This window comes from Bacillus altitudinis (assembly GCF_001191605.1).
In the GTDB taxonomy this organism is placed as follows: Bacteria; Bacillota; Bacilli; order Bacillales; family Bacillaceae; genus Bacillus; species Bacillus altitudinis.
This window is the reverse complement of the sequence record NZ_CP009108.1, coordinates 395,729-419,227: the sequence shown is the minus strand read 5'-3', so window position 1 is coordinate 419,227 and position 23,499 is coordinate 395,729. Positions and strand designations below refer to the sequence as shown.

Genomic DNA, 23,499 nt, shown 5'->3' with positions numbered 1-23,499 from the left:
AGGGCTTAAAATAGGTGTGCATTCAGAAGTAACGGAGGAAGAAAGACATGAAGCAGGAACATTCTCAATTTTGGATTGAAGTGAAAAATTATGTACTCATTTTAATAGGATCAGCTATCGTAGCGGTTGGCTTTAATACGTTATTATTACCAAATCAGATTGCTGCTGGCGGTGTGAGCGGAATCAGTACCATTATGCAATCATTCGGCTTTGAAGCTGCATATGTACAATGGGGTCTCAATATTCCGCTGTTTATCGCAGGCTTTTATTTATTAGGTGGAACATTTGGGGTGAAAACGCTCGTTGGTTCTGTCTTTTTACCTTTGATGGTGTTCTTAACAAGACACATTGCTCCTGTCACCCATGAAGCACTGCTCGCCGCAATATTTGGCGGTGTAGTGATTGGGATCGGGATTGGGCTCGTTTTCCTCGGCAATGGTTCAACGGGAGGAACGGCACTTGCGGCCAAAATCATCAATAAATATACAGGGCTGACGTTAGGTACTTGTTTAGCGATGATGGACGGTTTGATTGTTTTGGCGGCCATGACTGTTTTTGGGATTGAAGAAGGACTGTACGCTGTGATCGGAGTGTTCATTTCTAGCAAGACGATTGATGTCGTACAGGCTGGCTTTAGTCACTCGAAGATGGCTATGATTATTACGGGCCATGAGGATGAGGTCAGACAGGCGGTGTTTGATCAAATTGATCGTGGTGTAACGAAGATTTCAGCAGTAGGTGGGTACACCGACCATGACCGGCCTATTTTAATGTGTGTTGTAGGGCAGTCACAATTCACAAAGTTGAAACAAGTGGTAAAAGCGATCGATGCATCAGCGTTTGTCATTGTCATGGATGCAAAAGAGGTGCTTGGTGAGGGTTTTAAAAGGGCGTAAACAAGGATATAATAACGTTGACCAAATGATTGTAAGGGAGGGAAATACATGAAAAAGAGCGGATTAACGCTTCTTTTTGTCGCTATGCTTTTTGTACTTGCGGCCTGTGGAGGAAATTCAAGCAGCAGTGACAAAGAAGGCAGTAAAAGTGCTTCAAATGTGAGCAGTGGTGAAGAGATTTATCAGCAAAACTGTATTGGCTGTCATGGAAAAGACTTATCTGGCGGAGGCGGCCCAAGCCTGAAAGAAGTCGGGAAGAAATATAATGAAAGCCAAATTGCAGATATTGCCCAGAACGGTAAAGGATCTATGCCAAGTGGAATGGTAGATGAAAAACAAGCAAAAGAAGTCGCCAAATGGCTTGCAGAGAAAAAATAAAACCTTTGTCTAATCGACAAGGTTTTTTTATTTTCTATTTGTAGAAAAAGACTTTTGGATAGTATGAAAACGTATTATATTAAATTTTATTTAAAAAATAAGGGTAAAAAGACATGTTTTTCGGTTTTGGTTGCTCTATTTACCTTTTATTTATAAGTTTTGAAATATAAATGTAATACCATTGCGTCGATTCATGACGTATAATTGGAGTTGTTGAAATTTAGACGATTCAATTTTTTCATCTTTTTGGATGAAAAGGACATAAATTGCTTGTGCGTATCGAAGGGTATGTGCGTGACCATACATAACGTTTTTTGACGAGAAGTGTCAGAACATCATGATAAGCTGTTTGACAGCGAATAAGAAAAGATTAGGTGATTACATGATTGAAATGAAGGAAGTCTATAAGATCTATCCTAATGGTGTAAAGGCGATCAATGGAATCAATGTCTCTATCCATCCAGGAGAGTTTGTGTATGTTGTTGGTCCCAGTGGCGCTGGTAAATCCACGTTCATTAAAATGATGTATCGTGAAGAGAAGCCAACCAAAGGAAAAATCTTAATTAATAACAAAGATTTAGGCTCGATGAAGGAAAAAGAAATTCCTTACGTGAGAAGAGAAATTGGCGTAGTATTCCAAGATTTCAAACTACTTCCAAGTCTCACGGTCTTTGAGAACGTGGCATTTGCTCTTGAAGTCATTGGTGAACAGCCAAGTATTATTAAGAAAAAAGTGCTTGAGGTACTTGATTTGGTGCAATTAAAGCACAAAGCTCGTCAATTTCCAGATCAGCTTTCCGGCGGTGAACAGCAGCGTGTATCGATCGCTCGTTCGATCGTCAATCATCCTGAGGTTGTCATTGCAGACGAACCGACAGGAAACCTTGATCCAGATACTTCATGGGAAATCATGAAGACGCTCGAAGAGATTAATAACCGCGGAACAACAGTCGTCATGGCGACACACAACAAAGAGATTGTAAACAGCATGAAGAAACGCGTCATCGCAATCGAAGATGGAATGATTGTGCGTGACGAAGCAAGAGGGGAGTACGGAATTTATGATTAAAACTCTCTCGCGGCATTTACGTGAGAGCTTCCGTTCACTTGGAAGAAACACGTGGATGACATTTGCATCAATTAGTGCGGTCACTGTCACATTGATTTTAGTTGGGGTTTTTCTTGTCATTATGCTCAACTTGAATAACATGGCATCGAACGCTGAGAAAGAAGTAGAAGTAAAAGTTCTCATCGATTTAACTGCGAATCAAAAGCAGCAGGATGAATTAAAAGCAGAAATTGAGAAGATTCCTGAAATTAGTGATGTGAAATACTCATCCAAGGATGATGAACTAAAAGCACTGATTAAAAGCTTTGGTGAAAATGGACAATCTATGGGACTGGTTGATCAAGAAAATCCATTGAATGATGCGTTTATTGTGAAAACAACAGATCCCCACGATACACCAAAAGTAGCGAAGAAATTAGAAAACCTAAAAGGGACGTATAAAGTCACTTATGGAAAAGAAGAGGTCAGCCGACTCTTTAATGTTGTCGGAGTGGCGCGTAATGTCGGCATCGCACTTATTATTGGGCTTTTATTTACAGCGATGTTCTTGATTTCCAATACGATCAAAATTACGATTTTTGCTAGACGTAAAGAAATTGAGATTATGAAACTAGTAGGTGCAACGAACTGGTTTATCCGCTGGCCGTTCTTCATCGAAGGATTACTACTTGGTGTATTTGGCTCGATTATACCAATCGCTGTATTGCTTGGCACGTATCAATATGCTGTCGGCTGGGTGGCGCCAAGGGTACAAGGTTCATTTATTTCAATGCTTCCATACAATCCGTTTGTCTATCAAGTATCACTGGTTCTTCTATTGATCGGTGCCATTATCGGTGTGTGGGGAAGTTTAACGTCCATCCGTAAATTCTTGAAAGTATAAATCTATTTATATTGATGGCAGCACTCGAGGATTCTATAGAAGATGTGACCGGTTGATCCAATTCATCCGGTCGACTCTTCATGCAGGCAGTTGTCATGGGAGGGGAATATCGTTTTGAAAAGAAAGCTGATGATGGCTGGAATGGCAGCGTTTATTGGAACAACGTGGCTATACATTCCAGGGAACGAAAATCGTGCATTCGCATACGAAGACCTAGATCAAAAACGTCAACAAATTGAAGAGAAAACATCGAAGACTGAATCAACCTTGAAGAAAAAGAAATCAGAACTGGCAAAGCTTGAAAAGAAAGAATCAAAGCTAAAGCAAGAAATTGAAAAAATTGACCAAAAAGTAAGTGCCGCAACTGAAAAAGTCGCTGAAAAAGAAAAAGAGGTCAAACAGACGAAACAACAGATCAAAAAACTAAAAAAAGAGATTGAAGTCATCAACGAGCGAATTGAAAAGAGAAAAGCGATTTTCAAAGATCGAATTCGTTCTATGCAAAAAAGTGGCGGTACAATCAACTATTTAGATGTGCTGCTAGGTGCTCGTAGCTTTAGTGATTTTGTCAGTCGTGTGGGAGCTGTTACAACCATCGTCGAAGCAGATAAAGACATGATTACAGAACACGAAAATGATTTGGAGCTAGTGGAGCAAAAAGAAGCAGAGCTAAATAAACAGCTAAGTGGACTTGAAACATCTTTGAAAGAGCTTGAAACGTTGAAAAAGGACCTATCTAAACAGCAAAAAGAAAAAGGAAAAGTCCTTGGTCATGTAACGGAAGAAAAAGAACATGCACATGATGAACTAGGAAAGCTTGAAAATGAACAAGAAATTCTAGCGAATCAGAAAGCGGCGGTAAAGTCTGAAGAAGCACGCCGTCAAAAAGAAGAAGCGAAGAAAGCAGAACAAGCAGCTGCTGAAAAAAGTGTACCTGCACCAAGTGGAGGATCTGATCAAGTGTCAGATACACCAGCAAGTAGCTCAGGTTTCATTAAACCAGCTGCAGGCCGTTTCTCATCAGGCTTTGGCGGGCGTTCTGGCGGACAGCACTACGGATTAGATATCGCTGCAAAAGGCACTGTATCTGTCGTTGCAGCCGCATCTGGCACAGTCACGAACTCAAGCTACTCGTCGAGTTATGGGAATGTGGTGTTCATTACACATAACATCAATGGCCAAACGTATCAAACGGTATACGCTCATCTTTCAACAAGAAGTGTGTCAACAGGTCAAAGAGTCGAGCAAGGTCAATTCCTTGGATATATGGGCAACACAGGTCAGTCTTATGGCCAGCATCTTCATTTTGAAATTCATAAAGGATTATGGAATGGCGCGAAATCAAATGCAGTCAATCCAGCACAATATATCCGCTGACAAAAAGCCGATAACATCATGTTATCGGCTTTTTTCATGTAGATGAAATTAAAATAACAGCAGTAATCCGGCAATAATAGGTGTTAAAAGCACAGCGGATTTTAATAAAAGTTTTGGCGCAAGGCGTGTAAATTTTGCCCCAATAAAAGCCCCTAATACGGTACCGATTAAGATCTGAACGAGCAGGATAAAGTCAACATAGCCTTCTGAAATATAACCAATCCCACCGCCAATAGAGATTGGAATAATCACTAGCATCGTTGTGCCAACAGCTTGTCTAATAGACAGCTTCAGCAAAATCAAAAGCCCCACTTGAATAAATGGTGCTGATCCGATACCGAACATCCCTGAAAGCATCCCTGATACAAGGCCTAATATAATGCCTCTGATCAGCAATTGGCGTGAAGAAAGCGGCTGCTGCTCAGCATCTTCTTTTAGGACAAACAATTTGATCATCATAAAAACAGCAGATAAAAAGAGCATACCAGCTGTTAAATAGTGCAGGCTATCCTCTGGAATAAAAGGAGCCACTTTTGCTCCGGCAAATGAAGCAATACAAGCTAGTGCACCGACAATCAAACCTGATTTGAGCTGGATATTTCCTTCCCGGTAGTGGCTGTATGCACCAGATAAAGTCGTAAATGCCATAGCAGCTAAAGATGTCCCAAGTGCAGTATGGATTGGTACATCAAAGATTAACGTCAACAATGCGATGACAAAACCAGCCCCGCCAGCTCCTACAAACCCTAGTAAAATTCCTAATAAAAGCATAGTCAATATAATATACATAGCGATGACTCCTTCTCGATCGTAACAAAATAAAAATTACACCTAATGAAATGATTAGTCAAGCCTCCCTAGGAGAATGTCTTTACATGAAATCCCTTCTTCTGGCATATAATAACTCAGGTCATCAGGAAGAGTTGAAGAAGGAGGCCAAATATGAAAAAACAAATCGCATCCATCATGGCAAGTGTCATTCTCATCATCAGTGCAGGGGTTGTGACGCATAAAGAGGCGACTCAGGCGGAGTCACCGAAAGCGGCTGCTGCAGTGGCTGGACAAGCTCAATCAAGTGATCGAGCGAAGGAAAACGGAATGGAGAAAATTGAGAAAGCCTATGACCTCATTTCGAATGAATATGTAGAGGAAGTGGATCGTCAAAAGCTGCTTGAAGGTGCCATTCAAGGAATGCTTTCAACCTTAAATGATCCGTATTCAGTATACATGGACAAGCAAACCGCAAAGCAATTTTCGGATTCACTTGATTCCTCATTTGAAGGAATTGGGGCAGAAGTTGGAATGGATGAAGGAAAGATTATCATTGTCTCTGCCTTTAAAAAATCCCCTGCAGCAAAGGCGGGTCTGAAACCGAAAGATGAAATCATCAGCATTGACGGTGAGACGATGAAAGAAAAAAGCCTAAACGATGCTGTACTGAAAATAAGAGGAAAAAAAGGAACGTCTGTCGCCTTGAAAATCAGACGAAATGGAATTGAAAAAGAGCTAACATTCCATATCAAACGAGAAGAAATCCCGCTTGAAACCGTAACGGCTTCAATGAAAGAGGTCAATGGTCATAAAACAGGCTATATCGCGATCTCTAGCTTCTCTGAAGATACGGCGAAGGATTTCACGGCAAGCTTGAATAAGCTCGAGAAAAAGGGCATGGAAGGCCTTGTGCTGGACGTGAGAGGAAATCCTGGCGGCTATCTACAAAGTGTGGAAGATATTTTGAAACATTTTATCACAAAGGATCAGCCATATATTCAAATTGCAGAACGGAATGGCGATCGAAAACGATATTTTTCAAAACGAAAAGAACAAAAACCATACCCGGTCAATGTCTTAATTGATAAAGGAAGTGCATCCGCTTCTGAAATTCTGGCTGGTGCCATGAAAGAAGCAGGGAAGTATGAAGTGGTAGGTGACGTTTCCTTTGGTAAAGGAACTGTGCAGCAGGCGGTACCAATGGGAGATGGAAGTAACATTAAATTAACGCTGTATAAGTGGCTGACACCGAAAGGGAATTGGATTCACAAAAAAGGCGTTGTGCCGACCATTGCGATTCATCAACCAGATTACTTCACCGTTGGCCCGCTCCAGCTGAAAGAACCGCTTCAGCTTGATATGAACAATGAAGAAGTCAGACAAGCACAGACATTGTTAAAAGGGTTATCATTTGACCCTGGCAGAGTAGATGGATATTTTGACGAAGAAACGAAAAAGGCTGTACTCGCATTTCAAAGCACATACAATCTCGAAAAATCAGGCGTGATTGATTTAAAGACAGCGAAAATGATGAACAAGATGGTAGATGAAGTGAAATCTTATGAAAAGAATGATCTTCAGCTGCAAACTGCACTAAAAGCACTATATCTCAAAAAATAAAGAGGCGAATAAATGCCTCTTTTTTTTGGTTCATAAGTGTTACGAACATGTAATAATTTATTCTTAAAAATATATTATATCGAGAAATATATTCATTTATTTTACAAAAAACATAACATTCCTTCGAATTTACCCGATAACATATTTATATAAGAGACTTTCTGTTGATTTAAACATGTCATGAAAATGAAACTTTTGAAAGTTGTATGTTACATAAATAATTCTTACAATAAAAAGTAGCACTCATTTTAAATATTTTATTTTTTGCGGATATTCAGCTTAAGCATTGAGCTGTACCGAGGTTTGCGCTTTTCTTAAAAGAACTAGTAAATGGGGGTACACAATTGAAAAGGGCAAGTATTGTGAGAGAGAAAAAATATTACGAGTTGGTAGAGGAGCTTAAGAGTCGTACGAAAGATGTGACGTTTTCGGCTACAAAGGCATTAAGTCTACTCATGCTGTTAAGCAGGTACTTGGTCAATTACACAACGGTAGAATCAGTCGACGAGATCGATGAAGACTGTGCTGAGATATACTTCAATTATTTAATGGATAATCATAAGAGACTTGGTATAAACTTAACCGACATCAAGAGGTCCATGCAGCTTCTCGGCGGCATACTAGATGTAGATGTGAATCACTATTTAAAAGATTTTTCACTGTCGAATGTCACACTTTGGATGAATCAGGAGAAATAAACCTGATGTCAAGCATCGATTTATTTGATAGAATAAGAGAAAATGCTTGACTTGGGCGGTGAACGATAATGAGCTCGGAGTGGATGGGAGCCGGATTAAAAGCGGTCGGTCTGTTTTTAATCCATCCTCTTTTTTATTTTATGGTATTAATCAGCCTATTATATGGCTACATCCGCGTAAAGCGGGAGAGAAAAGCGTTTCAAACAAGAATAGAAGATGTTTACGATGAACTGAAATTTACATATTCAAAGGGATGGGTTCCAGGAATTTGTCTATCGATCATATCTGTAGGCTTAGGGATTTCCCTTCCGCCTGGATTCATCGTGCTGATTGCAGCGATGACCATCGTTTTCTCTTTATTCTTTAAGGCGAGTGCGCTTTCGTCTGCATACACACTCGGTTTCAGTTTTATTGCGGCATTTGGATTGATGTCTGTTCAAGTGAGCCATTCTTGGCTGCCGCAGCTTTCAATGATGAATGCATCAGCCGTTGTGATCCTGTTAGGGCTACTGTTAATGACCGAAGGCATGTTAGCCTATCGAACGGCGCATTTACGTACATCGCCTGCAATGGTGATGAGTGCGAGAGGACTTTTGATCGGCCAGCAGCGAGCAAACCGTCTGTGGCTTCTACCACTTGTTTTGCTGATGCCGGCAGGTGAATGGACTTCTTCTCTGCCATGGTGGCCTGTGCTTCAAGTGCACGATCAAAGCTTTTCATTTATTGTGATCCCGTACATCATCGGCTTTGGCCAGCGTATTCAAGGATCGCTGCCAATTGTCAGTATTCAAATTACGTCACGCCGAATTATGATGCTCGGTCTAGCTGTTGCTGCAGTAGGTGCGGCAAGTATTTGGTTTGAGCCGATTGCGTGGGGAGCTGTTGTTCTAGCGATTGCAGGAAGAGCCTTTTTATCATGGAAGCAGAGGGCGAATGACAACGCTGCACCATTCTTTTTCTCTAAGCGGAATCAAGGGCTTATGGTGCTTGGTATCATACCGAATACCCCTGCGGCTGATTTAAAGCTTGAGATCGGAGAAATTATTACAAAGGTCAATGGAATCGAGATCAAAACCGTTTCAGAATTTTATGAAGCACTACAAACCAATCGTGCTCTGACAAAGCTTGAGATCATTGGTCTCAATGGTCAGACAAGGTTTGAGAAACGCGCCTCTTACGAAGGGGAGCATCACCAGCTTGGTATCTTGTTTGTGAAGGACGATCCACAGCAAGAGCCAACGGCGATTTCATCTTAAAAAAAGCTGCTAGAGATGGCAGCTTTTTTCTTTTGGGCGCGTTTCTCTCCCATAGGATTCGCCCCATTCACGCATGGCAAAGATAATGGGCTTTAACGTATTTCCAAGAGAAGTCAGTGAATACTCGACACGAGGAGGAACTTCCTCATAGACTTCACGGTGAACAATCCCGTCTTGTTCAAGTTCTCGTAATTGCAACGTCAGGACACGCTGCGAAATTCTTGGCAGAAGCCGGCGTATTTCGTTGTAACGCTTTGGACCGCAAGTCAAATGATAAAGGATGACGCCTTTCCATTTCCCTCCGATGACATTTGTAGTGATAGACACGGGACAGCCATGATTCACAATACTGACTGGATTGGATGGTGCACTCATCTCAACATTCCTTTCTTAAACGAAAATGGTCATAAACGAACATGTTTGTACCTAACGAACAAAAATGTGCGTACTTGAATCAATGGAAGCTTTTCTTTTACCATAGAGATAGGACATCACACATTCGGGTTGTTTGTTTTCCTATCATAACAATTTCTATGAGGGAATGGAAAGAAATTGGATTGTGGGAGCACACCTGTTCATTAGAAAGGATGAATAAAATGCGAGACAAAGAGCAGTTAAAAAAAGAAATCATTGAGGCGTATGAATTCCGTCATGCGACAAAAGAGTTTGACCCAGCGAAAAAGATTCCAGAGGATGATTTTGCATTTATTTTAGAAACAGGAAGACTTTCTCCAAGCTCTGTAGGGTTTGAGCCTTGGAAGTTCCTCGTTGTTCAAAATGAAGCATTTAGAGAAAAATTAAAAGAGTATACATGGGGGGCGCAAAAGCAGCTTCCAACTGCCAGCCATTTTGTGATCATCTTGGCAAGAACAGATGCCCGCTATGATTCAGCATATGCAGAATACATCAACAAGCAAATCAAAGGAATGACAGACGAAACGTTTGAAATGGTCAAGGGGCGCTACAGAGAATTCCAAGAGAACGATCTTCATCTGCTAGAAAATGACCGTACATTATTTGATTGGGCTTCAAAACAAACGTATATTGCCTTAGGTAACATGATGACAGCTGCGGCACAGATCGGCATTGATTCATGCCCAGTTGAAGGATTTAGCTACGATCACATCCATCGTATCTTAGAAGAAGAAGGGTTACTGGAGGATGGTCAATACGACATCTCTGTCATGGCAGCCTTTGGTTATCGTGTCACTGAGCCAAAACGCGGCAAAACACGTCGCCCGATGGATGAAGTAGCTGTTTGGATTCGTTAATCGCTGTTTGTCTGAAAAAGGCTGTTGACAATTGCGTGGTTAGTCAGTATATTTAAAAAATAAAATCTTTGACGAATATACAAATTTGACTATAAACGCTTTGACTTGAGAATAGTAAATGAACATCCGTTTTTTAAGAGAGCTGCGGGTCGGTGCAACGCAGTAAAACGAATCATTGAACTCGCTCAAAGAGCGGTAAGACTGAATGAATAGTAAGTCTTTACGTGTGACCTCCGTTATCGGGTTTTAAGTTGGATTCAGCCATGGCTGAATCAATAAGAGTGGTAACGCGGTTGCAAGGTCAGTCGTCTCTTCCAGGAGATGGCTGGCCTTTTTATATGCTTTTATCTCATATTTGTCTGAAGATTCAAATTTAAAGGAGCTATAGAAAATGGAAAAGGAACATGTGCAGTTAAAACGAACAATGACATCAAGGCATATTATGATGCTTGCGCTTGGCGGTGCCATCGGTGCTGGTCTGTTTAAAGGAAGCAGTTCTGCCATTGATATTGCGGGTCCTGCTGTCATTTTGGCATACATGATTGGTGGTCTTATTTTATTATTTATTATGCAAGGACTTGCCGAAATGACCGTTGCACGACCTGGAGCAAGAACATTCCGTGACTTGATTGAACCTGTGTTAGGAAAATATCCGGCCTATTTCTTAGACTGGATCTATTGGAAAATGTGGGTGCTGAACATTGCAGCAGAAGCGATTGTGTCGGCCATCTTTATTCAGTACTGGTTCCCACAAGTACCAATCTGGATGCTTGTGTTAATCATTTCACTTGTAGTCACAATCATTAATGTTTGCTCAGTCAAAATGTTTGCTGAGACAGAGTATTGGTTAGCTTCTATTAAAATTGCTGTCATCATCTTATTTATTATCATTGGATTCACCATGCTATTTGTCTCATTCGGACAGCATGCAGCACCTGGATTGTCTAACTTAACGGATCACGGTGGATTTTTCCCAAATGGTACTGGCGGATTAATTGCAGCAATGCTGGTTGTCGTGTATTCATATGGTGGGACGGAGATGATTGGGGTCACTTTAGCAGAAACAAAAAACCCTGAAAAAGTCATTCCAAAGGCTATTCAAAGTACGTTTATACGAATCATCGGTTTTTATGTATTGCCGTTCTTTATCATTGTCAGCTTAATCCCTTGGAATCAAGTAAACAATGAGCAAGTAAGTCCATTTGTGACAGTGTTTGCAACGATCGGAGTACCGTATGCCAGTGACATCATGAACGGCATTATCTTACTAGCGATTTTGTCTTCTATGAACTCTGGCTTGTATGCTTCATCACGGGTGCTTTATACACAGGCAATGGATGGCCGTGTATGGAAAGGATTCTCCAAGCTGTCAAAACAGCAGGTGCCTGTTCGAGCCATCCTTGTATGTACATCTACTTTGTATGCAGCTGTATTGATTTCTCTTTTTGTAGGAAGTCAAACGTTTAATTACTTGATGGGCTCTTTAAGTTACACAGTTCTATTCATCTGGTTTATCATTGCCGTCGGTCATTTGAAATCTCGAAGCGTCGCACAGCCAGGCGGATATCGCGTGAAGCTGTATCCTTTCACAACGTGGTTTTCCGTTATTGCGATCATGGCCATTTTTGTCGGCGTTGTATTCAATACACCAATTGTTCAAACGCTGGTCACAATGGGCATTTATTTAATCATTACACTTTCTTTCTTTATTAACAGAAAACGGTTTGAAACAGCCGTCTAATTTATTAAAAAGCGTGCAGGACCTTCTGAAGGGTCTCGCACGCTTTTTTTAATGCTGTTTATATTGCTTGAAATGGACAGGGGATTGAACGGGATGTGGCTTTGCCTGAAGGCCATAGCTCTCCCTGACGATATAAAGCGGCCGGTCCTTGGCTTCATCGTAGATTCGGCCGATATACTCTCCGATCATGCCTAACATAAAGAGGATGATCCCGCTAAAGAATAGCTGAATGACAATTAATGAACTCCAGCCGGTGATGGTGCTGTTAGTAAAAAGCTTTAAATATAAGACAAGAAACATCGAAATGAAGCCAATAGCTGAAAGGACAATGCCTGCCACGCTGGCCAGCTTTAAAGGTTTGTAAGAAAAAGATGTGATCCCATCCATCGAGAGCTTGAGCATCTTTTTGAGAGGGTACTTTGTTTCTCCTGCCAACCGCTCATCCCGAACATATTCTACCGCAATCTGTTTGAAGCCAACCCAGCTCACTAATCCGCGGACAAATGGGTTTTTCTCGCGTATTTTTCTCATTTCATGACACACTTTACGATCCATCAATCTAAAGTCGCCGGTGTCAATAGGAATATCTACTTCGGTGATTTGACGTAGCACTCGGTAGAAAAGGGAAGCCGTGTACTTTTTGAAAGCTGTTTCGCCTTTTCGTTGCGTGCGGACCGCGTATACGACCTCATAGCCTTCCTTCCATTTTTCAATCATGTCTAAAATCAATTCAGGTGGATCTTGTAAATCCGCATCAATCACTACGACAGCTTCTCCCTTTGCATAATCCATTCCCGCTGTAATGGCAATTTGATGCCCAAAGTTACGAGAAAAATCAATAAGTCTCACATGCGGATCAGTCTGGCAGTACCCTTTAATCAGTTCAGCTGTTCGATCCATACTGCCGTCATTGACGAAGAGAAGCTCATATGCTTCTCCCGTCGAATCCATGACGGTCTTGAGGCGCTGATACGATTCATGGATCACAAGTTCTTCATTATACACTGGGACTACAACAGAGTATTGTATGTTCTTTTCCATCAGTCATCGTTCCTCCCTTTTAATAGATGAATTAATCAACGGATAGTTCATAAAGAGTACCGCTCTCCATTCCGCCCATTCGTCCATTTGACTGATCATTTTGTTCGGATTGTTGGCTGCCTGTTTGCTGGTTCGTTTTGGATGTAGAGCTATTCTGCCATTTAGAAGCAGTTACTTCTTTGCCATTTTTTTGAATCCAAGTAAGAATGTCAGAGCTGCCGCCTCTCATACCAGAAAGATAGAAGTATTTGATTTTGCCGTCTTTAACGAGCTGTTTGAATTCATTAAGCGTGAGAATGTTATCAGATCCACTAAATCCACCTAATGCCATAACAGCTTTTCCTGTTTTAATAATGTAAGGCGAAGCAGTGGTTGCATCTGTTGTCCCGAATAGGAATTCTTCTCCCGTATTGTTTTTCTCAAGATAGCTGATCAGCTTTTCATTGACTTGTGAACTCATGCTGCCACTTGAAGTTGCAAGCTGAGGACCAGCCTCTGGCAGCATACTGTTTCCTCCGTAAAGAAGAGGTGTGCTTGCCCAGTATAGTGGTGCGATCAGCATCCCAAGGATGGCAATGAGAGACATGAATTGTTTTAGTTTTTCTTTCCCTTTTACCAAGAGTAGAGAAAGGGTGCTTCCAACACCAATGATACCGACTGCAATGCTTAGTCCAAGACCGATCGTGCTTGTAAAAGTGGATAGGATAAAGATTTCAAATGCGGTTGTGACGAATATCGCAATTGGCAGTAGCCATTTTTTAAAGCCAGTTCCCGTTTGAAACAATTGAGTCATAGAAACCCATCCGGCTCCTGCTAATACAGCAATTGGCGGTGCCAGCATGATTAAATAATAGTGATGGAAAAATCCAGCTACACTGAAGAATGCAGCAACAGGTATAAGCCAAGCTAACCAAAATAGTGTTTCTTTTTGTTTTGTATTGAGACGTCTTCTTTCAAAGGCTGTCGAGAAGAAGATACCAATCGCACCAAAGAGCGCAAATGGAAGCAGCCAGCTGATTTGATCGGACAGTTCAGATTGGAACAGACGTAATGGCCCTTTTGTTCCTGTTCCAAACATGCCAGAACCATTTCCCATTTTTCCGCCCCCGCCATTTGGCGGTCCATCACCATTACCGCCTGAAGGCATATCAGGTGGTGTTGTGCCGTTTGCATTGCTTGGTGGTCCTTGCATTGAAGGCTGTTCCTGACTGGATGATTGGTTTGAATTATCTGAGTTGTTTTGAGTTCCATTTGATGGCGGCTGAGGCATGGTGGATGAATTATTGTCATTTTGCTGATCACCCTGCTGTGAAGGTGGCTGTCCCTCACCCTGATTTGTGCCGCCTCCTCCGCCAGACTGTTGACCAGTCAACCGCTGCAGACCATTGTAACCAAAGGCTAATTCTAGTGCTGAGTTCGATTGACTTGATCCCATATAAGGACGATTGTCTTTGGAAGTGAGATCAACCGCTATAGACCATGAAGCAGATACACCTAAAAGAACAATCATTGAAATCATCAGCGATAACAACTTTTTCTTCCATGTCGTTCGATAGGCAATGATGTAAAACAGGACGAGAGCCGGTACAATCATATACGCTTGTAGCATTTTTGTATTAAAACCGACACCGATCATTGCAAAAGAAGCAATCGCCCAAAGCACTTTCTGCTGTTTCACAGCCTTGAACATCATGGCTGTTGCGAGTAAAAGAATAAAGACGAGTAAGCTGTCAATGTTATTTGTACGAGATACAGCAACTGCGATTGGTGTACACGCCATAATGAGTGCTGACAGTCTTGCTGCAGCCTGGCCAAATGTAGGTTTGACTAGGCGGTAGATTAAATAAACAGATCCAATGCCAGCTAAAGCTTGGGGTAAGATCACACTCCAGCCATGCAGGCCGAAAATTTTGGCGCTGATCGTTTGCAGCCAGAAGGCGAGCGGTGGTTTATCCACCGTGACATAACCTGAGGGATCGAACGAAGCAAAGAAGAAATTATGCCAGCTTTGCATCATACTTGTGACCGCCGCTGTATAATAAGCGTTCACCGTATCGTCGTTCCAAATGTTATAAATGTTTAAAATGGCAGATAAAATCAATATGAAAAATAAATAAAGATCAAATTTCTGAAAGCGTCTAATCAAAAGCTTGTCACTCCTTTTTCTTAACTTGAAAAAAGTGTAACAAGCAAATATGAATAAATTGTTAATAAAAAAAGGCCAATTCTTTATTTTTCTGTTGAATAAAAACAGCTCTAGAAAAGAGCTGTTTTGTTTAAGATGTCATCTTATTTTATGAGGAGACAGGCGGAGTTTCAGTGCTCTCTGCACTTGGTAATTGTATAACAGCGGTCGTACCTAGGCCTTGTTCAGATTGAAGAACGAACGTGCCACGATGTTTTTTTATAATTTGATAAACAATGGCTAGTCCAAGACCAGAGCCGCCATCTTTTCTTGTGCGGGCTTTATTCACTCGATAAAAACGCTCAGAAACATGAGGGAGATCTCCTTTTGGAATTCCGCTGCCTTCATCTGTGATTCTCAATTCAGCAGTTTGTTGGTGAACGAATAATTCAATCGAAATCGATTTTCCTGATGGCGTGTAATGGATGGCATTGTCCAATAAATTACGAACGACTTGCTCAAGTCGATCGCTATCACCATAAATAATACAATCTTCTTCGAGTTCTCGGTTGAACGAGATTCCCTTTTGACTAGTAATGAATGTCATTTGATCAAGAACATCATGAATAAGCTGCGCAAAGACGATTGGTTCCATCGTTAGTGGGTAAGATTCCCCCTCTAACTGTGCGAGATCAAGAAGGTCATGGACGAGCCGGCTTAATCGTGTGGATTCGTCTTGAATAATCTGCATGCCTTTCTTTTGATCAATAATGCCTTCTTCAATTCCTTCAGCATAGCCTTTCATATAACTTAAAGGCGTTCTCAGTTCGTGGGAGACATTGGCAAGGAACTCTCTGCGATGTTGTTCAACTTTTTCTAAGGTAGAGGACAGTTTATTAAAGGAACGGCTCAGCTGATTTAACTCATCCCCTTTTTTGGTCACAGCCATGCGTTTTGAAAAATCACCAGATTCCATTTCCATTGCAATTTCTTTCATTTGATTGATCGTCCTTACGACTTTATTAGAACTTTTATATCCAATAAAGAAAATCAAAAGCAGGATAATTAAAATAGAGATGCCAAGCGTTAATCGAATTTGAACAAACGGTTCATACACATCAGATAAAGGCATAGAGAGGAAAATGGTTCCTGATAAATCATTTTTGTTTGAGAACACAGGGATGGCAATCCCGAGAATATCTTGATGAAACTGGGGGTGTTCTCTAATTAACACAACTGTTTTCCCCTGAAGAAGCTTTTGGCGTTCTTTAAACGTAATGAGGTTATCGTTTGTATTCGTATCAAAAGGAATACCGCTTGAAAGCTCCATAGGATCATCAGTAAAAATAACACTTGCCTGACTTGAGTCATTTGCCCACTTCATTCTGTCAGTAAAATATGTGTCTTTCCCGTGTTTGTGATAGATTTCTGCCAGTTTCTTTCCTTGTAAACTTAAAGAGTCAATCTGTTTATCTATATATAAGTGCTGGTATAAGTAATAAGTCAGGGCAAGAGCTGAGGCAGCAACGATGCCTATAACTGAAAGGATTAAGAAAAGCACTTTCCTTTTAATAGATAATGGCTTCATTTGTCCTCCTCAAACTTATAGCCGACACCCCAAACGGTTTTAATATACCGTTCCGCTTCCTTTAATTTCAGTCTTAGTGTTTTAATATGTGTATCGACTGTTCTTAAAGAGCCACTAGGTGAGTGTGATTCCCACAATTTTTGATAGAGCTGTTCACGGGAAAAGACTTGGCCTTGATTGAGCAGAAGAAACATAAGTAAATCAAATTCTCTTCTTGTTAAATTGATGGGCTTTTGCTTGAGATAGACTTGTCTGCCGTCTTGATCGATCTCCAAGTCACCAATCATGATTCGACTGCGCTTTAAAGAAAGACCTCTAATTCGTCTTAATGTCGTTTCAATTCTAGCTGCAAGCTCACGTAGACTAAAAGGCTTCATGATGTAGTCGTCTGCTCCAATTTCCAGCCCCTTAATGCGATCTTCTTCATAACTTCTAGCTGTTAAAAATAAAATGGGGATTTGGGAGGTTTGCCTGATGCGCTGGCAGACTTCGAATCCATCCATATCTGGCATCATAATATCCAATACAACAAGGTCAATGGCCTCTTTTTCAAGCTGATGTAAGGCGCCCGTGCCATTATTTGCAGTTATCACGTGAAAGCCTTGTCTCTGCAAAAAGGATCCGATTAACTCAAGCATATCTAATTCATCATCTACTATTAAAATATTCATCTGTTCTTTCATTTCTTTTCCTCCAACATGATAGCATAAGGTCCTGCTGGGATGTTCAGTCGGTTCTTCAACATAAATGTATGTTTGTCGATGACGGATACTGAATTGTCATCTAAGTTACTGACATATATAGATGAGGAATCAGCAGTGATATAATTCGGATTTTGACCGGTCTCAACAGAGGAAAGCAGTTTGTTTTTCTCGGTATTTACTTTATATAGTGTGTGGTCTCCATGACATAATACATATAAAGTAGAAGAGTTTTTTTCTGAAAAAAATGCGACTGGCATAACACCTAGTTTGATTTCTCGCTGTTTTTTACCTGTTTTAGGGTCGTAAGCAAAAATGCTCTTATTTAATGTGCCCGGTTTACCGTGCCCTCCAACCCAAATGGAATGCCCATCAAAATGAATGCCAGATGGCCGTTCTAGGACGGAAATCGTTCGTATCTTTTTTTTCTTTTCAATATCAATGACTGAAACAGAATGACTTTTTGCATTTAAAACAAACAACGTTCCTGAAGAAGACAACGCCATAGAAGAGGGTAATGTCCCGGTCTTCACAGTTGCTTTTATTTTCTTGTGCACTGTATCGATAAAATAAACGACATTTTTCTCTGAATCGGTCACAAGTAAAGTGTTGGTATCCGCATCATACGCAAGTGAAGTCAGACCTTTATTCATATCCATATAGTCCGCTGCTGTTCCTTTTTTTAAATTGATTTCTATAAGAGATTGTCCTTCCTTACTTGATGCAATGATCACGTCTTTGTTGATGTGAACAAGATCAGTGAGAGGATGTTTTAAATCAACGGAAGAGACAATTTTATTTTTTTGTAAATCAACGATTGAAAAGGAGGCTTTTTTTAGTTGAGAAATGACAGCAATTGATTGAGAGCTGCCAGGTGGCGTAAATTGCTGGTCTTTTCCGCAGCCTGCTAGGAAAAATAGTAGAGCTGACAAGCATATTAAAAAATATTTCACTCGTTTCATCCTTCTGCTCCTTTGGTGCTCTATTTTCAAAAAGCATAACACAAAAATTGTGAAAAAAAATCGAAGTTATGAATGCTGGAAGATATGAAAAGAAGTTTTTAGGTGGGGAAGTAGAGTTGAATGAAAGTTGAAATTTCTTTTTCGTTTATTCATATGACATTTTTTCATGAGTAAAAGATCATTTTCACAGTTTGATCATTGTATCCATAATCGGTTACAGTAACAAATAATCATAGCTCCCCCGCCCTAAATAGAGCGAAGGGAGTCATTAAGCAGAGTGTTCAGATGAATGAGAAGTGGGTTTCGTTTTTAGACGATGAGAGAGGAGGAAACCAAGAATACCTGCCCCCATTAATACGATAAATAAAGATTGAAAACCACTTAATATACCAATTAAAGTAGATGAAATGATACTTCCGAAATATCGAAAGGTAGAAAAAATCCCAGATGCAGAGCCGGATAAACTCTGATCAACAGATGTTAAAGAAGCCATCTGCATGCTAGTCATGCCAATACCTGATGAGATCCCCCCAGCGACTAATGTGATGATAAGGAGTGGTAAATTTGGGTAGCTGCTTAGTGTGATCAGCATAACACCGGATAAAGTAAGGCATAGAAATGAAAATCGAATCATTTTTTTGGCACCTTTTATTGGATGGAGCTTTGCTCCGAGTAATCCACTAATAGACATACAGAGTGAAAAGATCGAAAGGAAAATCCCGCTTTGTGTATGAGAAAGCGCGAGTTTTTGCTCCATAAACAGCGGCATGATGAGAAGAATCGCGTACATCACAAAATTACTAAGCATGATAGAAAGGTTAGCGTTCGTAAAAGTACTGTTTTTAAATAGTGTCAAATCAATGATGGGATTTGTAACTTTTCGTACGTGTTTGAAAAATAAAGGAATGGAAATGACCGCTAGAACGCCATAGATCATGTATTCGTTTAATACTTGGCTTTTAGTAAACAAAATGAGTGTGGCGATCCCGATTGTTAAGTATAACGAACCGATGATATCTACATTGGCTTGTAAACGTGTATGTTTCATCTTCGGAATCATAAAAACGCCTGTCACAAGTGTGAGAATCAAAAATGGTATATTCACTAGGAAAATGGAATGCCAGTCAAAGCTCTGAATGAGAATAGAGCCGATAAAAGGTCCAAGTGCGGCACCAATTCCCGCTCCAAAACCGAAAAAACCCATAGTTTTAGAAAGCTTTTCATGTGATACTGTTGCACGAATTAAAGCAATGCTGTTCGGCGTTAATATAGCTCCGCCTGCCGCTTGAATTGATCGGAAGCTAATAAGAAAAGCAAGATTAGGTGCGAAAGCACATCCAATGGAGCCAATCAAAAAGAGTATCACACCAGCTAAATACATGCTGCGGTGGCCGTATATATCTCCCAGCTTACCCGCAATAGGTTGAGTGACTGCCATGACAATTAGATAAATCGTGACCACCCAAGTAATGTTTGATATGGATTGATCGTAATAAGTTGATATAGATGATAGAGCGACTGCGATCATGGTTGAATTGACTGGAACTAAAATAGCTCCAAGCAGCAAAGAATAAATGATCAAGTTCTCTTTTTTAAGATTCAATGTGTTTACCACCTTTGTAAAAAAGAAGAATTTCACCCAATTAAGTGGGGGAAATTCCTCTCATGAAAATGTGTGTGCATGTCTCAATAAAGTCTTCTTTTTTTGTTAAAACAAGCTGAATGTCTTGCTCTAGCTGTTGAATGAAAAAGCCAAAATACGTGCTAATAAATATATCTGCATAGATGTCTTCTTTTCCTTCTAATACACGATGCTGAGCACCCATTTTTTTGAAATAATGAATCAGCATGTCTCTCAATTCTTGAGGATAAATTTTTTCATGGTCTGTTAAATCTTTAAACATAGCGGGTTCTCTCATGCTGATATAGATAAATTCTTTTTTTGAAGTCAAATCTTCAAGGAAATAGCTACCGAGAAATTTTAAATCGGTGTATAAATCGTCTTTAAATTCTGCTTCAAGGGTTTTGGTCGGTGTTGATTTCATTTTCATAATGGCAGCAATCACGCCGCGTTTGTTTTTAAAGTTACGAAAAATTGTCGCTTCACTTACATTCGCTTTTGTCGCAATTTCTTTTGTCGTTGTTTTTTGATAGCCCTTTTCAGACAATAATTCCATTGTTGCGCGAATGATCCGTTGATTTGTTGATTTTAACAAGCATACTCACCTCAGGTTATGAATGTGTTTGCAACAAAGTAAGTATACCGATAAAATCTGTGACCGCCAATATGATTCAAACAGTGACGACTATGCCCGTGAATGCTGATTTAATAACTGGATACGCCCATTGGCTCCATCTACTGTCACGAGGTCACCGGATTTTAGTTTTTCAGTTGCGATCCGTGTACCTAGGACAGCCGGTATCATATATTCTCTAGCGATAATAGCGGAATGGGACAAAATGCCGCCAGAATCGGTGATGACTGCTTTTGCGTCTCTAAATAAGCTGGTCCATAAAGGTGTCGTTGTTTTACAAACTAAAATGTCATCTTTTTCAAATTGTGAAAATTCATCAGCAGATGTAATGACTCTGACTCTTCCAGAAGTAATGCCGCTAGATGCACCAATTCCATAGATTGCATCGTCTGTGTTGTTTTCATTTTCCCTTAGCGAACCGAGCATTCTTTCTACTTGCTGTAATTCAGCTTCAGAAGGCGTTCCTGTATAAGCTGGTGGTTGGATGGATTCATTTTCCTTCATTTCAATTTTTCTTTGCTGAATGATCGAATCGTATGTGGTCGAAGTTGTGAGCGCATTGAGTACTTCATCATCGTAAAGATACCAAAGGTCTTCTTGATGAGGGATCGCTCCTTTTTGAACAAGAAGTTCACCAATTTTTAAGAGATAGAGTCTCGCTTTTGCATCTAACATGGCATCAATGTAAAAGTGATGATCATCTCGAATATTGGCTGCATGGAGTGCAAAATGATAAAGTTCCTCAAATTTTGTTTTAAACGCTTCATCTGTCACTTGACTGATAAACTGTTCATACGTTTCTTGCCTTTTGATCACGGCTTGTGCAAATTCTTCATCAAAATCAGATTGGTACCGAATGTTGTTTCTAATGATGTCCAAGACAAATTCAGGATTTTCCACCCATGTTTCCTCTGTGAAATCATGGCTTTTAACAGACCGCCAACCATAGACTTGGAGAAAATCTTCTACTTTGGAAATGAAGTTTTTCCCTTTTTCTGTATGATTGAGTGCATATAATAGTTCAGCATTCGCTGAATGATCGGTAAATGCCTGAAGAAGTTCCGAATCTTGAAGGACGTCTTTTGCCAAGTGAGATAGCTTTTGATCTGTTTCAAGAGACTTGTTCATCACACCTATCATCATTTCATGCAACAGGACGACTTGTGTTTGATCGCCAGCATATGAGACAAGCATGTCTTCAATGATTGCTGATAGAATGACTTGAGGTATGACAATGTCAAAATGGTCGTCATACGCTCTTAGATAAATCTCTTTTAATTCTTGAAAGCCATTAATGGCTTCATCAATTGTCAGCGATTGAGTGATTTGCCGATCAAGTTTTTCGTATAATGGGAACAAGTTTTGCTCTAAAATGCGATACATTCTTTCGCTTAAACGAGGAAACAGTTCGAATAGGCTCTCGTCAAAAACTGGTTCGGCTACCACTTCTGCTTCTGGCATAGACGGTGAAGAATACAAATGGCCTCTATAAAGCTTGATATCTTTAATATTAAGGTCTGGTACTTGATACTTCTCTCCGATTTTCTTCATCCCGTTTTTTAAAGCAGGTATGATCAAACTTGAAAAAAGAGGACTTGTGGGTCCAGGCATATGATCGTCCATTGAAATCCAGAAGTCTTGCAGCTCTTCAGGTTTCATTTGAAAGGATGCACCTGAGGAGCCATTTGCTGTATTGGTAAAAGCAGCAGTAATCGGTCTTGCTTGAAGTAAATAAAAAGTACCATTTGACATGCCGAATTCGATATCTACTCCATGTCCATAAAGTTCTTCTACTTGTTTTGTCATTTTCGTGATTTGGATCAATTGATCATCTCGAAGACAAAATTGGCCAGCCATCTCCTCACCTACGGGTTGTTCAATGACGCCCTCTTGACAGGGAACAATTTGCACTTCTTTTGTTCCTAGTGATTTTTCAATAGAGTACGTTTCTTTGTTTACAATAAATGTATCTGGCGTCACAAGACCGGAGACGATGGCTTCTCCTAGTCCATAGCTTGCAGTCATCATGACTTCGTTTGTTTTTCCTGATACAGGATTCTCACTAAAGATGACACCAGAGATGTCAGAATGGATCAATCCTTGTACAACAACAGCCATGAGCGGCATCTCTTCCTCGTTCTCAATCATCTCTTCCTTATATTCTGTGACTCTTGCTGCGAAGTAAGACGACCAACATTCTTTGACGGCTTGCAAGAATTCTTCATTTGTTTTGATATTTAAATAGGTCTCGTATTGACCTGCAAAGGAGGCGCCTTCGAGATCTTCCGCAACAGAAGAGGATCGCACTGCAACGGATGGATATGTTTTCAACAATGATTGAAAGGATGAAAGTAATTCTGTCTCCATTTGTGAAGGAAACGAAGCTTCTGTGATTTTTCGGGCAAGGTTTTGATCAGTTGGATGGAAATTGTGATATGAAAGAAAGCTTGCAAAGCTGTTCGTTTTAATAATAAATCCATCTGGAACTGGCAGTCCGTGATTGTTTAATTTAATTAAATTCACGCCTTTTGCCCCTGCGAGTGATGCGGATTCTTCAGCCGCATGAAATAATACTGAATACATGGGAATGCCCCCTTATCCAAATAGCCAATGGTTTCATTTGTCTCTTTTTGTTTTTTTGAATGATAGTGCGCACTATCATTTTCATCATAGAATTTATTGGATGTAACTGTCAAAGACGTAAAGACCTATCTTTAGAAAGGGGACGTTTTCACTAATTTTCCTCCTCATCTATATCAAAAGTCTTCACCCGAGAAGAAAAAAAGCTGAAATCGAAAACTGTGAATTGTTCATTATGCCAATCTTTACTATAATCAAGGGAGTAGACCATGTAGAGGGAGGGTTTT

General features: G+C 40.3%; 20 protein-coding genes and 1 other annotated feature. Of the genes, 10 read left to right on the top strand and 10 right to left on the bottom strand.

Annotated features, from left to right (window positions below; genetic code table 11):
* Window positions 1-47 precede the first annotated feature (47 nt).
* The 5 genes from ID12_RS02120 to ID12_RS02100 all read left to right on the top strand — a co-directional run bounded on the left by ID12_RS02120 (window position 48) and on the right by ID12_RS02100 (window position 4,603).
* Window positions 48-896 carry a YitT family protein gene (locus ID12_RS02120; RefSeq protein WP_007500000.1) on the top strand — a complete coding sequence of 283 codons (849 nt, stop codon included), beginning with the start codon at window positions 48-50 and terminating at the stop codon, window positions 894-896.
* 48 nt (window positions 897-944) lie between these two features.
* Entirely contained in the window at window positions 945-1,274 is a 330-nt protein-coding gene (cccB, locus tag ID12_RS02115) for a cytochrome c551 (protein WP_007500002.1), read from the top strand.
* A gap of 382 nt (window positions 1,275-1,656) precedes the next feature.
* Window positions 1,657-2,343 carry a cell division ATP-binding protein FtsE gene (gene ftsE, locus ID12_RS02110; RefSeq protein WP_008348229.1) on the top strand — a complete coding sequence of 229 codons (687 nt, stop codon included), beginning with the start codon at window positions 1,657-1,659 and terminating at the stop codon, window positions 2,341-2,343.
* Window positions 2,336-3,226, top strand: coding sequence for a permease-like cell division protein FtsX (gene ftsX / locus ID12_RS02105; RefSeq protein WP_017368131.1), 891 nt, complete (start codon window positions 2,336-2,338; stop codon window positions 3,224-3,226). The genes ftsE and ftsX overlap by 8 nt, the downstream gene beginning before the upstream one ends.
* A 114-nt stretch (window positions 3,227-3,340) precedes the next feature.
* Window positions 3,341-4,603 carry a murein hydrolase activator EnvC family protein gene (locus tag ID12_RS02100; RefSeq protein ID WP_017357874.1) on the top strand — a complete coding sequence of 421 codons (1,263 nt, stop codon included), beginning with the start codon at window positions 3,341-3,343 and terminating at the stop codon, window positions 4,601-4,603.
* Between the two features lie 48 nt (window positions 4,604-4,651).
* On the opposite strand, the gene ID12_RS02095 is transcribed toward ID12_RS02100, so the two are convergent.
* The gene (locus tag ID12_RS02095) at window positions 4,652-5,392 is read right to left on the bottom strand and encodes a sulfite exporter TauE/SafE family protein (protein ID WP_008348223.1); all 741 of its coding nucleotides are present in this window, start codon (window positions 5,390-5,392) and stop codon (window positions 4,652-4,654) included.
* Between the two features lie 153 nt (window positions 5,393-5,545).
* On the opposite strand from ID12_RS02095, the gene ctpB reads away from it, so the two are divergent.
* The 3 genes from ctpB (at window position 5,546) to ID12_RS02080 (ending at window position 8,948) form a co-directional block, all read left to right on the top strand.
* On the top strand, window positions 5,546-6,994 hold the full coding sequence (gene ctpB, locus ID12_RS02090) for a carboxy-terminal processing protease CtpB (RefSeq protein WP_017357875.1): 1,449 nt from the start codon (window positions 5,546-5,548) through the stop codon (window positions 6,992-6,994).
* Between the two features lie 344 nt (window positions 6,995-7,338).
* Window positions 7,339-7,692, top strand: coding sequence for a swarming motility protein SwrAA (locus tag ID12_RS02085; protein WP_007500014.1), 354 nt, complete (start codon window positions 7,339-7,341; stop codon window positions 7,690-7,692).
* Window positions 7,693-7,760: 68 nt separating this feature from the next.
* Window positions 7,761-8,948 carry a PDZ domain-containing protein gene (locus tag ID12_RS02080; RefSeq protein WP_039956492.1) on the top strand — a complete coding sequence of 396 codons (1,188 nt, stop codon included), beginning with the start codon at window positions 7,761-7,763 and terminating at the stop codon, window positions 8,946-8,948.
* Window positions 8,949-8,957: 9 nt separating this feature from the next.
* Here the strand turns inward: ID12_RS02080 and ID12_RS02075 are convergent, their stop codons facing one another.
* Window positions 8,958-9,323 carry a winged helix-turn-helix transcriptional regulator gene (locus tag ID12_RS02075; RefSeq protein WP_017357877.1) on the bottom strand — a complete coding sequence of 122 codons (366 nt, stop codon included), beginning with the start codon at window positions 9,321-9,323 and terminating at the stop codon, window positions 8,958-8,960.
* A 221-nt stretch (window positions 9,324-9,544) separates the two neighbouring features.
* On the opposite strand from ID12_RS02075, the gene ID12_RS02070 reads away from it, so the two are divergent.
* Both ID12_RS02070 and ID12_RS02065 read left to right on the top strand, forming a co-directional pair.
* Complete coding sequence (locus ID12_RS02070) at window positions 9,545-10,219, top strand: NAD(P)H-dependent oxidoreductase (protein WP_008348217.1); 675 nt, start codon at window positions 9,545-9,547, stop codon at window positions 10,217-10,219.
* A 91-nt stretch (window positions 10,220-10,310) separates the two neighbouring features.
* Window positions 10,311-10,535, top strand: a binding site (T-box leader).
* Between the two features lie 75 nt (window positions 10,536-10,610).
* Complete coding sequence (locus ID12_RS02065; protein ID WP_050826650.1) at window positions 10,611-11,960, top strand: amino acid permease; 1,350 nt, start codon at window positions 10,611-10,613, stop codon at window positions 11,958-11,960.
* A gap of 48 nt (window positions 11,961-12,008) precedes the next feature.
* Here ID12_RS02065 and ID12_RS02060 read toward each other — a convergent pair whose 3' ends face one another.
* The 8 genes from ID12_RS02060 to ID12_RS02025 form a co-directional block, all read right to left on the bottom strand.
* A complete protein-coding gene (locus ID12_RS02060) occupies window positions 12,009-13,001 on the bottom strand; it encodes a glycosyltransferase family 2 protein (RefSeq protein WP_008348213.1) in 993 nt (330 codons plus the stop codon).
* A gap of 31 nt (window positions 13,002-13,032) precedes the next feature.
* A complete protein-coding gene (locus ID12_RS02055; RefSeq protein ID WP_046526816.1) occupies window positions 13,033-15,147 on the bottom strand; it encodes an ArnT family glycosyltransferase in 2,115 nt (704 codons plus the stop codon).
* A 148-nt stretch (window positions 15,148-15,295) separates the two neighbouring features.
* Window positions 15,296-16,714, bottom strand: coding sequence for a HAMP domain-containing sensor histidine kinase (locus ID12_RS02050; protein ID WP_046526817.1), 1,419 nt, complete (start codon window positions 16,712-16,714; stop codon window positions 15,296-15,298).
* Window positions 16,711-17,397, bottom strand: a complete 687-nt coding sequence (locus ID12_RS02045; RefSeq protein ID WP_024719907.1) for a response regulator transcription factor — start codon at window positions 17,395-17,397, stop codon at window positions 16,711-16,713. The genes ID12_RS02050 and ID12_RS02045 overlap by 4 nt, the downstream gene beginning before the upstream one ends.
* Complete coding sequence (locus ID12_RS02040) at window positions 17,394-18,377, bottom strand: YncE family protein (protein WP_050826649.1); 984 nt, start codon at window positions 18,375-18,377, stop codon at window positions 17,394-17,396. Before ID12_RS02040 ends, ID12_RS02045 begins: the two co-directional genes overlap by 4 nt.
* 268 nt (window positions 18,378-18,645) lie before the next feature.
* The gene (locus ID12_RS02035) at window positions 18,646-19,980 is read right to left on the bottom strand and encodes an MFS transporter (RefSeq protein ID WP_019743411.1); all 1,335 of its coding nucleotides are present in this window, start codon (window positions 19,978-19,980) and stop codon (window positions 18,646-18,648) included.
* 40 nt (window positions 19,981-20,020) lie between these two features.
* On the bottom strand, window positions 20,021-20,593 hold the full coding sequence (locus ID12_RS02030) for a TetR/AcrR family transcriptional regulator (RefSeq protein WP_025208046.1): 573 nt from the start codon (window positions 20,591-20,593) through the stop codon (window positions 20,021-20,023).
* A gap of 90 nt (window positions 20,594-20,683) precedes the next feature.
* Complete coding sequence (locus ID12_RS02025; protein WP_050826648.1) at window positions 20,684-23,215, bottom strand: PEP/pyruvate-binding domain-containing protein; 2,532 nt, start codon at window positions 23,213-23,215, stop codon at window positions 20,684-20,686.
* Window positions 23,216-23,499 lie beyond the last annotated feature (284 nt).

Bases quoted from the DNA above. Each gene is read 5' to 3' on its own strand.
- ID12_RS02120 (WP_007500000.1), top strand. From the start codon at position 48: ATGAAGCAGGAACATTCTCAATTTTGGATTGAAGTGAAAAATTATGTA.
- cccB (WP_007500002.1), top strand. From the start codon at position 945: ATGAAAAAGAGCGGATTAACGCTTCTTTTTGTCGCTATGCTTTTTGTA.
- ftsE (WP_008348229.1), top strand. From the start codon at position 1,657: ATGATTGAAATGAAGGAAGTCTATAAGATCTATCCTAATGGTGTAAAG.
- ftsX (WP_017368131.1), top strand. From the start codon at position 2,336: ATGATTAAAACTCTCTCGCGGCATTTACGTGAGAGCTTCCGTTCACTT.
- ID12_RS02095 (WP_008348223.1), bottom strand. From the start codon at position 5,392: ATGTATATTATATTGACTATGCTTTTATTAGGAATTTTACTAGGGTTT.
- ctpB (WP_017357875.1), top strand. From the start codon at position 5,546: ATGAAAAAACAAATCGCATCCATCATGGCAAGTGTCATTCTCATCATC.
- ID12_RS02080 (WP_039956492.1), top strand. From the start codon at position 7,761: ATGAGCTCGGAGTGGATGGGAGCCGGATTAAAAGCGGTCGGTCTGTTT.
- ID12_RS02075 (WP_017357877.1), bottom strand. From the start codon at position 9,323: ATGAGTGCACCATCCAATCCAGTCAGTATTGTGAATCATGGCTGTCCC.
- ID12_RS02070 (WP_008348217.1), top strand. From the start codon at position 9,545: ATGCGAGACAAAGAGCAGTTAAAAAAAGAAATCATTGAGGCGTATGAA.
- ID12_RS02065 (WP_050826650.1), top strand. From the start codon at position 10,611: ATGGAAAAGGAACATGTGCAGTTAAAACGAACAATGACATCAAGGCAT.
- ID12_RS02060 (WP_008348213.1), bottom strand. From the start codon at position 13,001: ATGGAAAAGAACATACAATACTCTGTTGTAGTCCCAGTGTATAATGAA.
- ID12_RS02050 (WP_046526817.1), bottom strand. From the start codon at position 16,714: ATGAAGCCATTATCTATTAAAAGGAAAGTGCTTTTCTTAATCCTTTCA.
- ID12_RS02045 (WP_024719907.1), bottom strand. From the start codon at position 17,397: ATGAAAGAACAGATGAATATTTTAATAGTAGATGATGAATTAGATATG.
- ID12_RS02040 (WP_050826649.1), bottom strand. From the start codon at position 18,377: ATGAAACGAGTGAAATATTTTTTAATATGCTTGTCAGCTCTACTATTT.
- ID12_RS02025 (WP_050826648.1), bottom strand. From the start codon at position 23,215: ATGTATTCAGTATTATTTCATGCGGCTGAAGAATCCGCATCACTCGCA.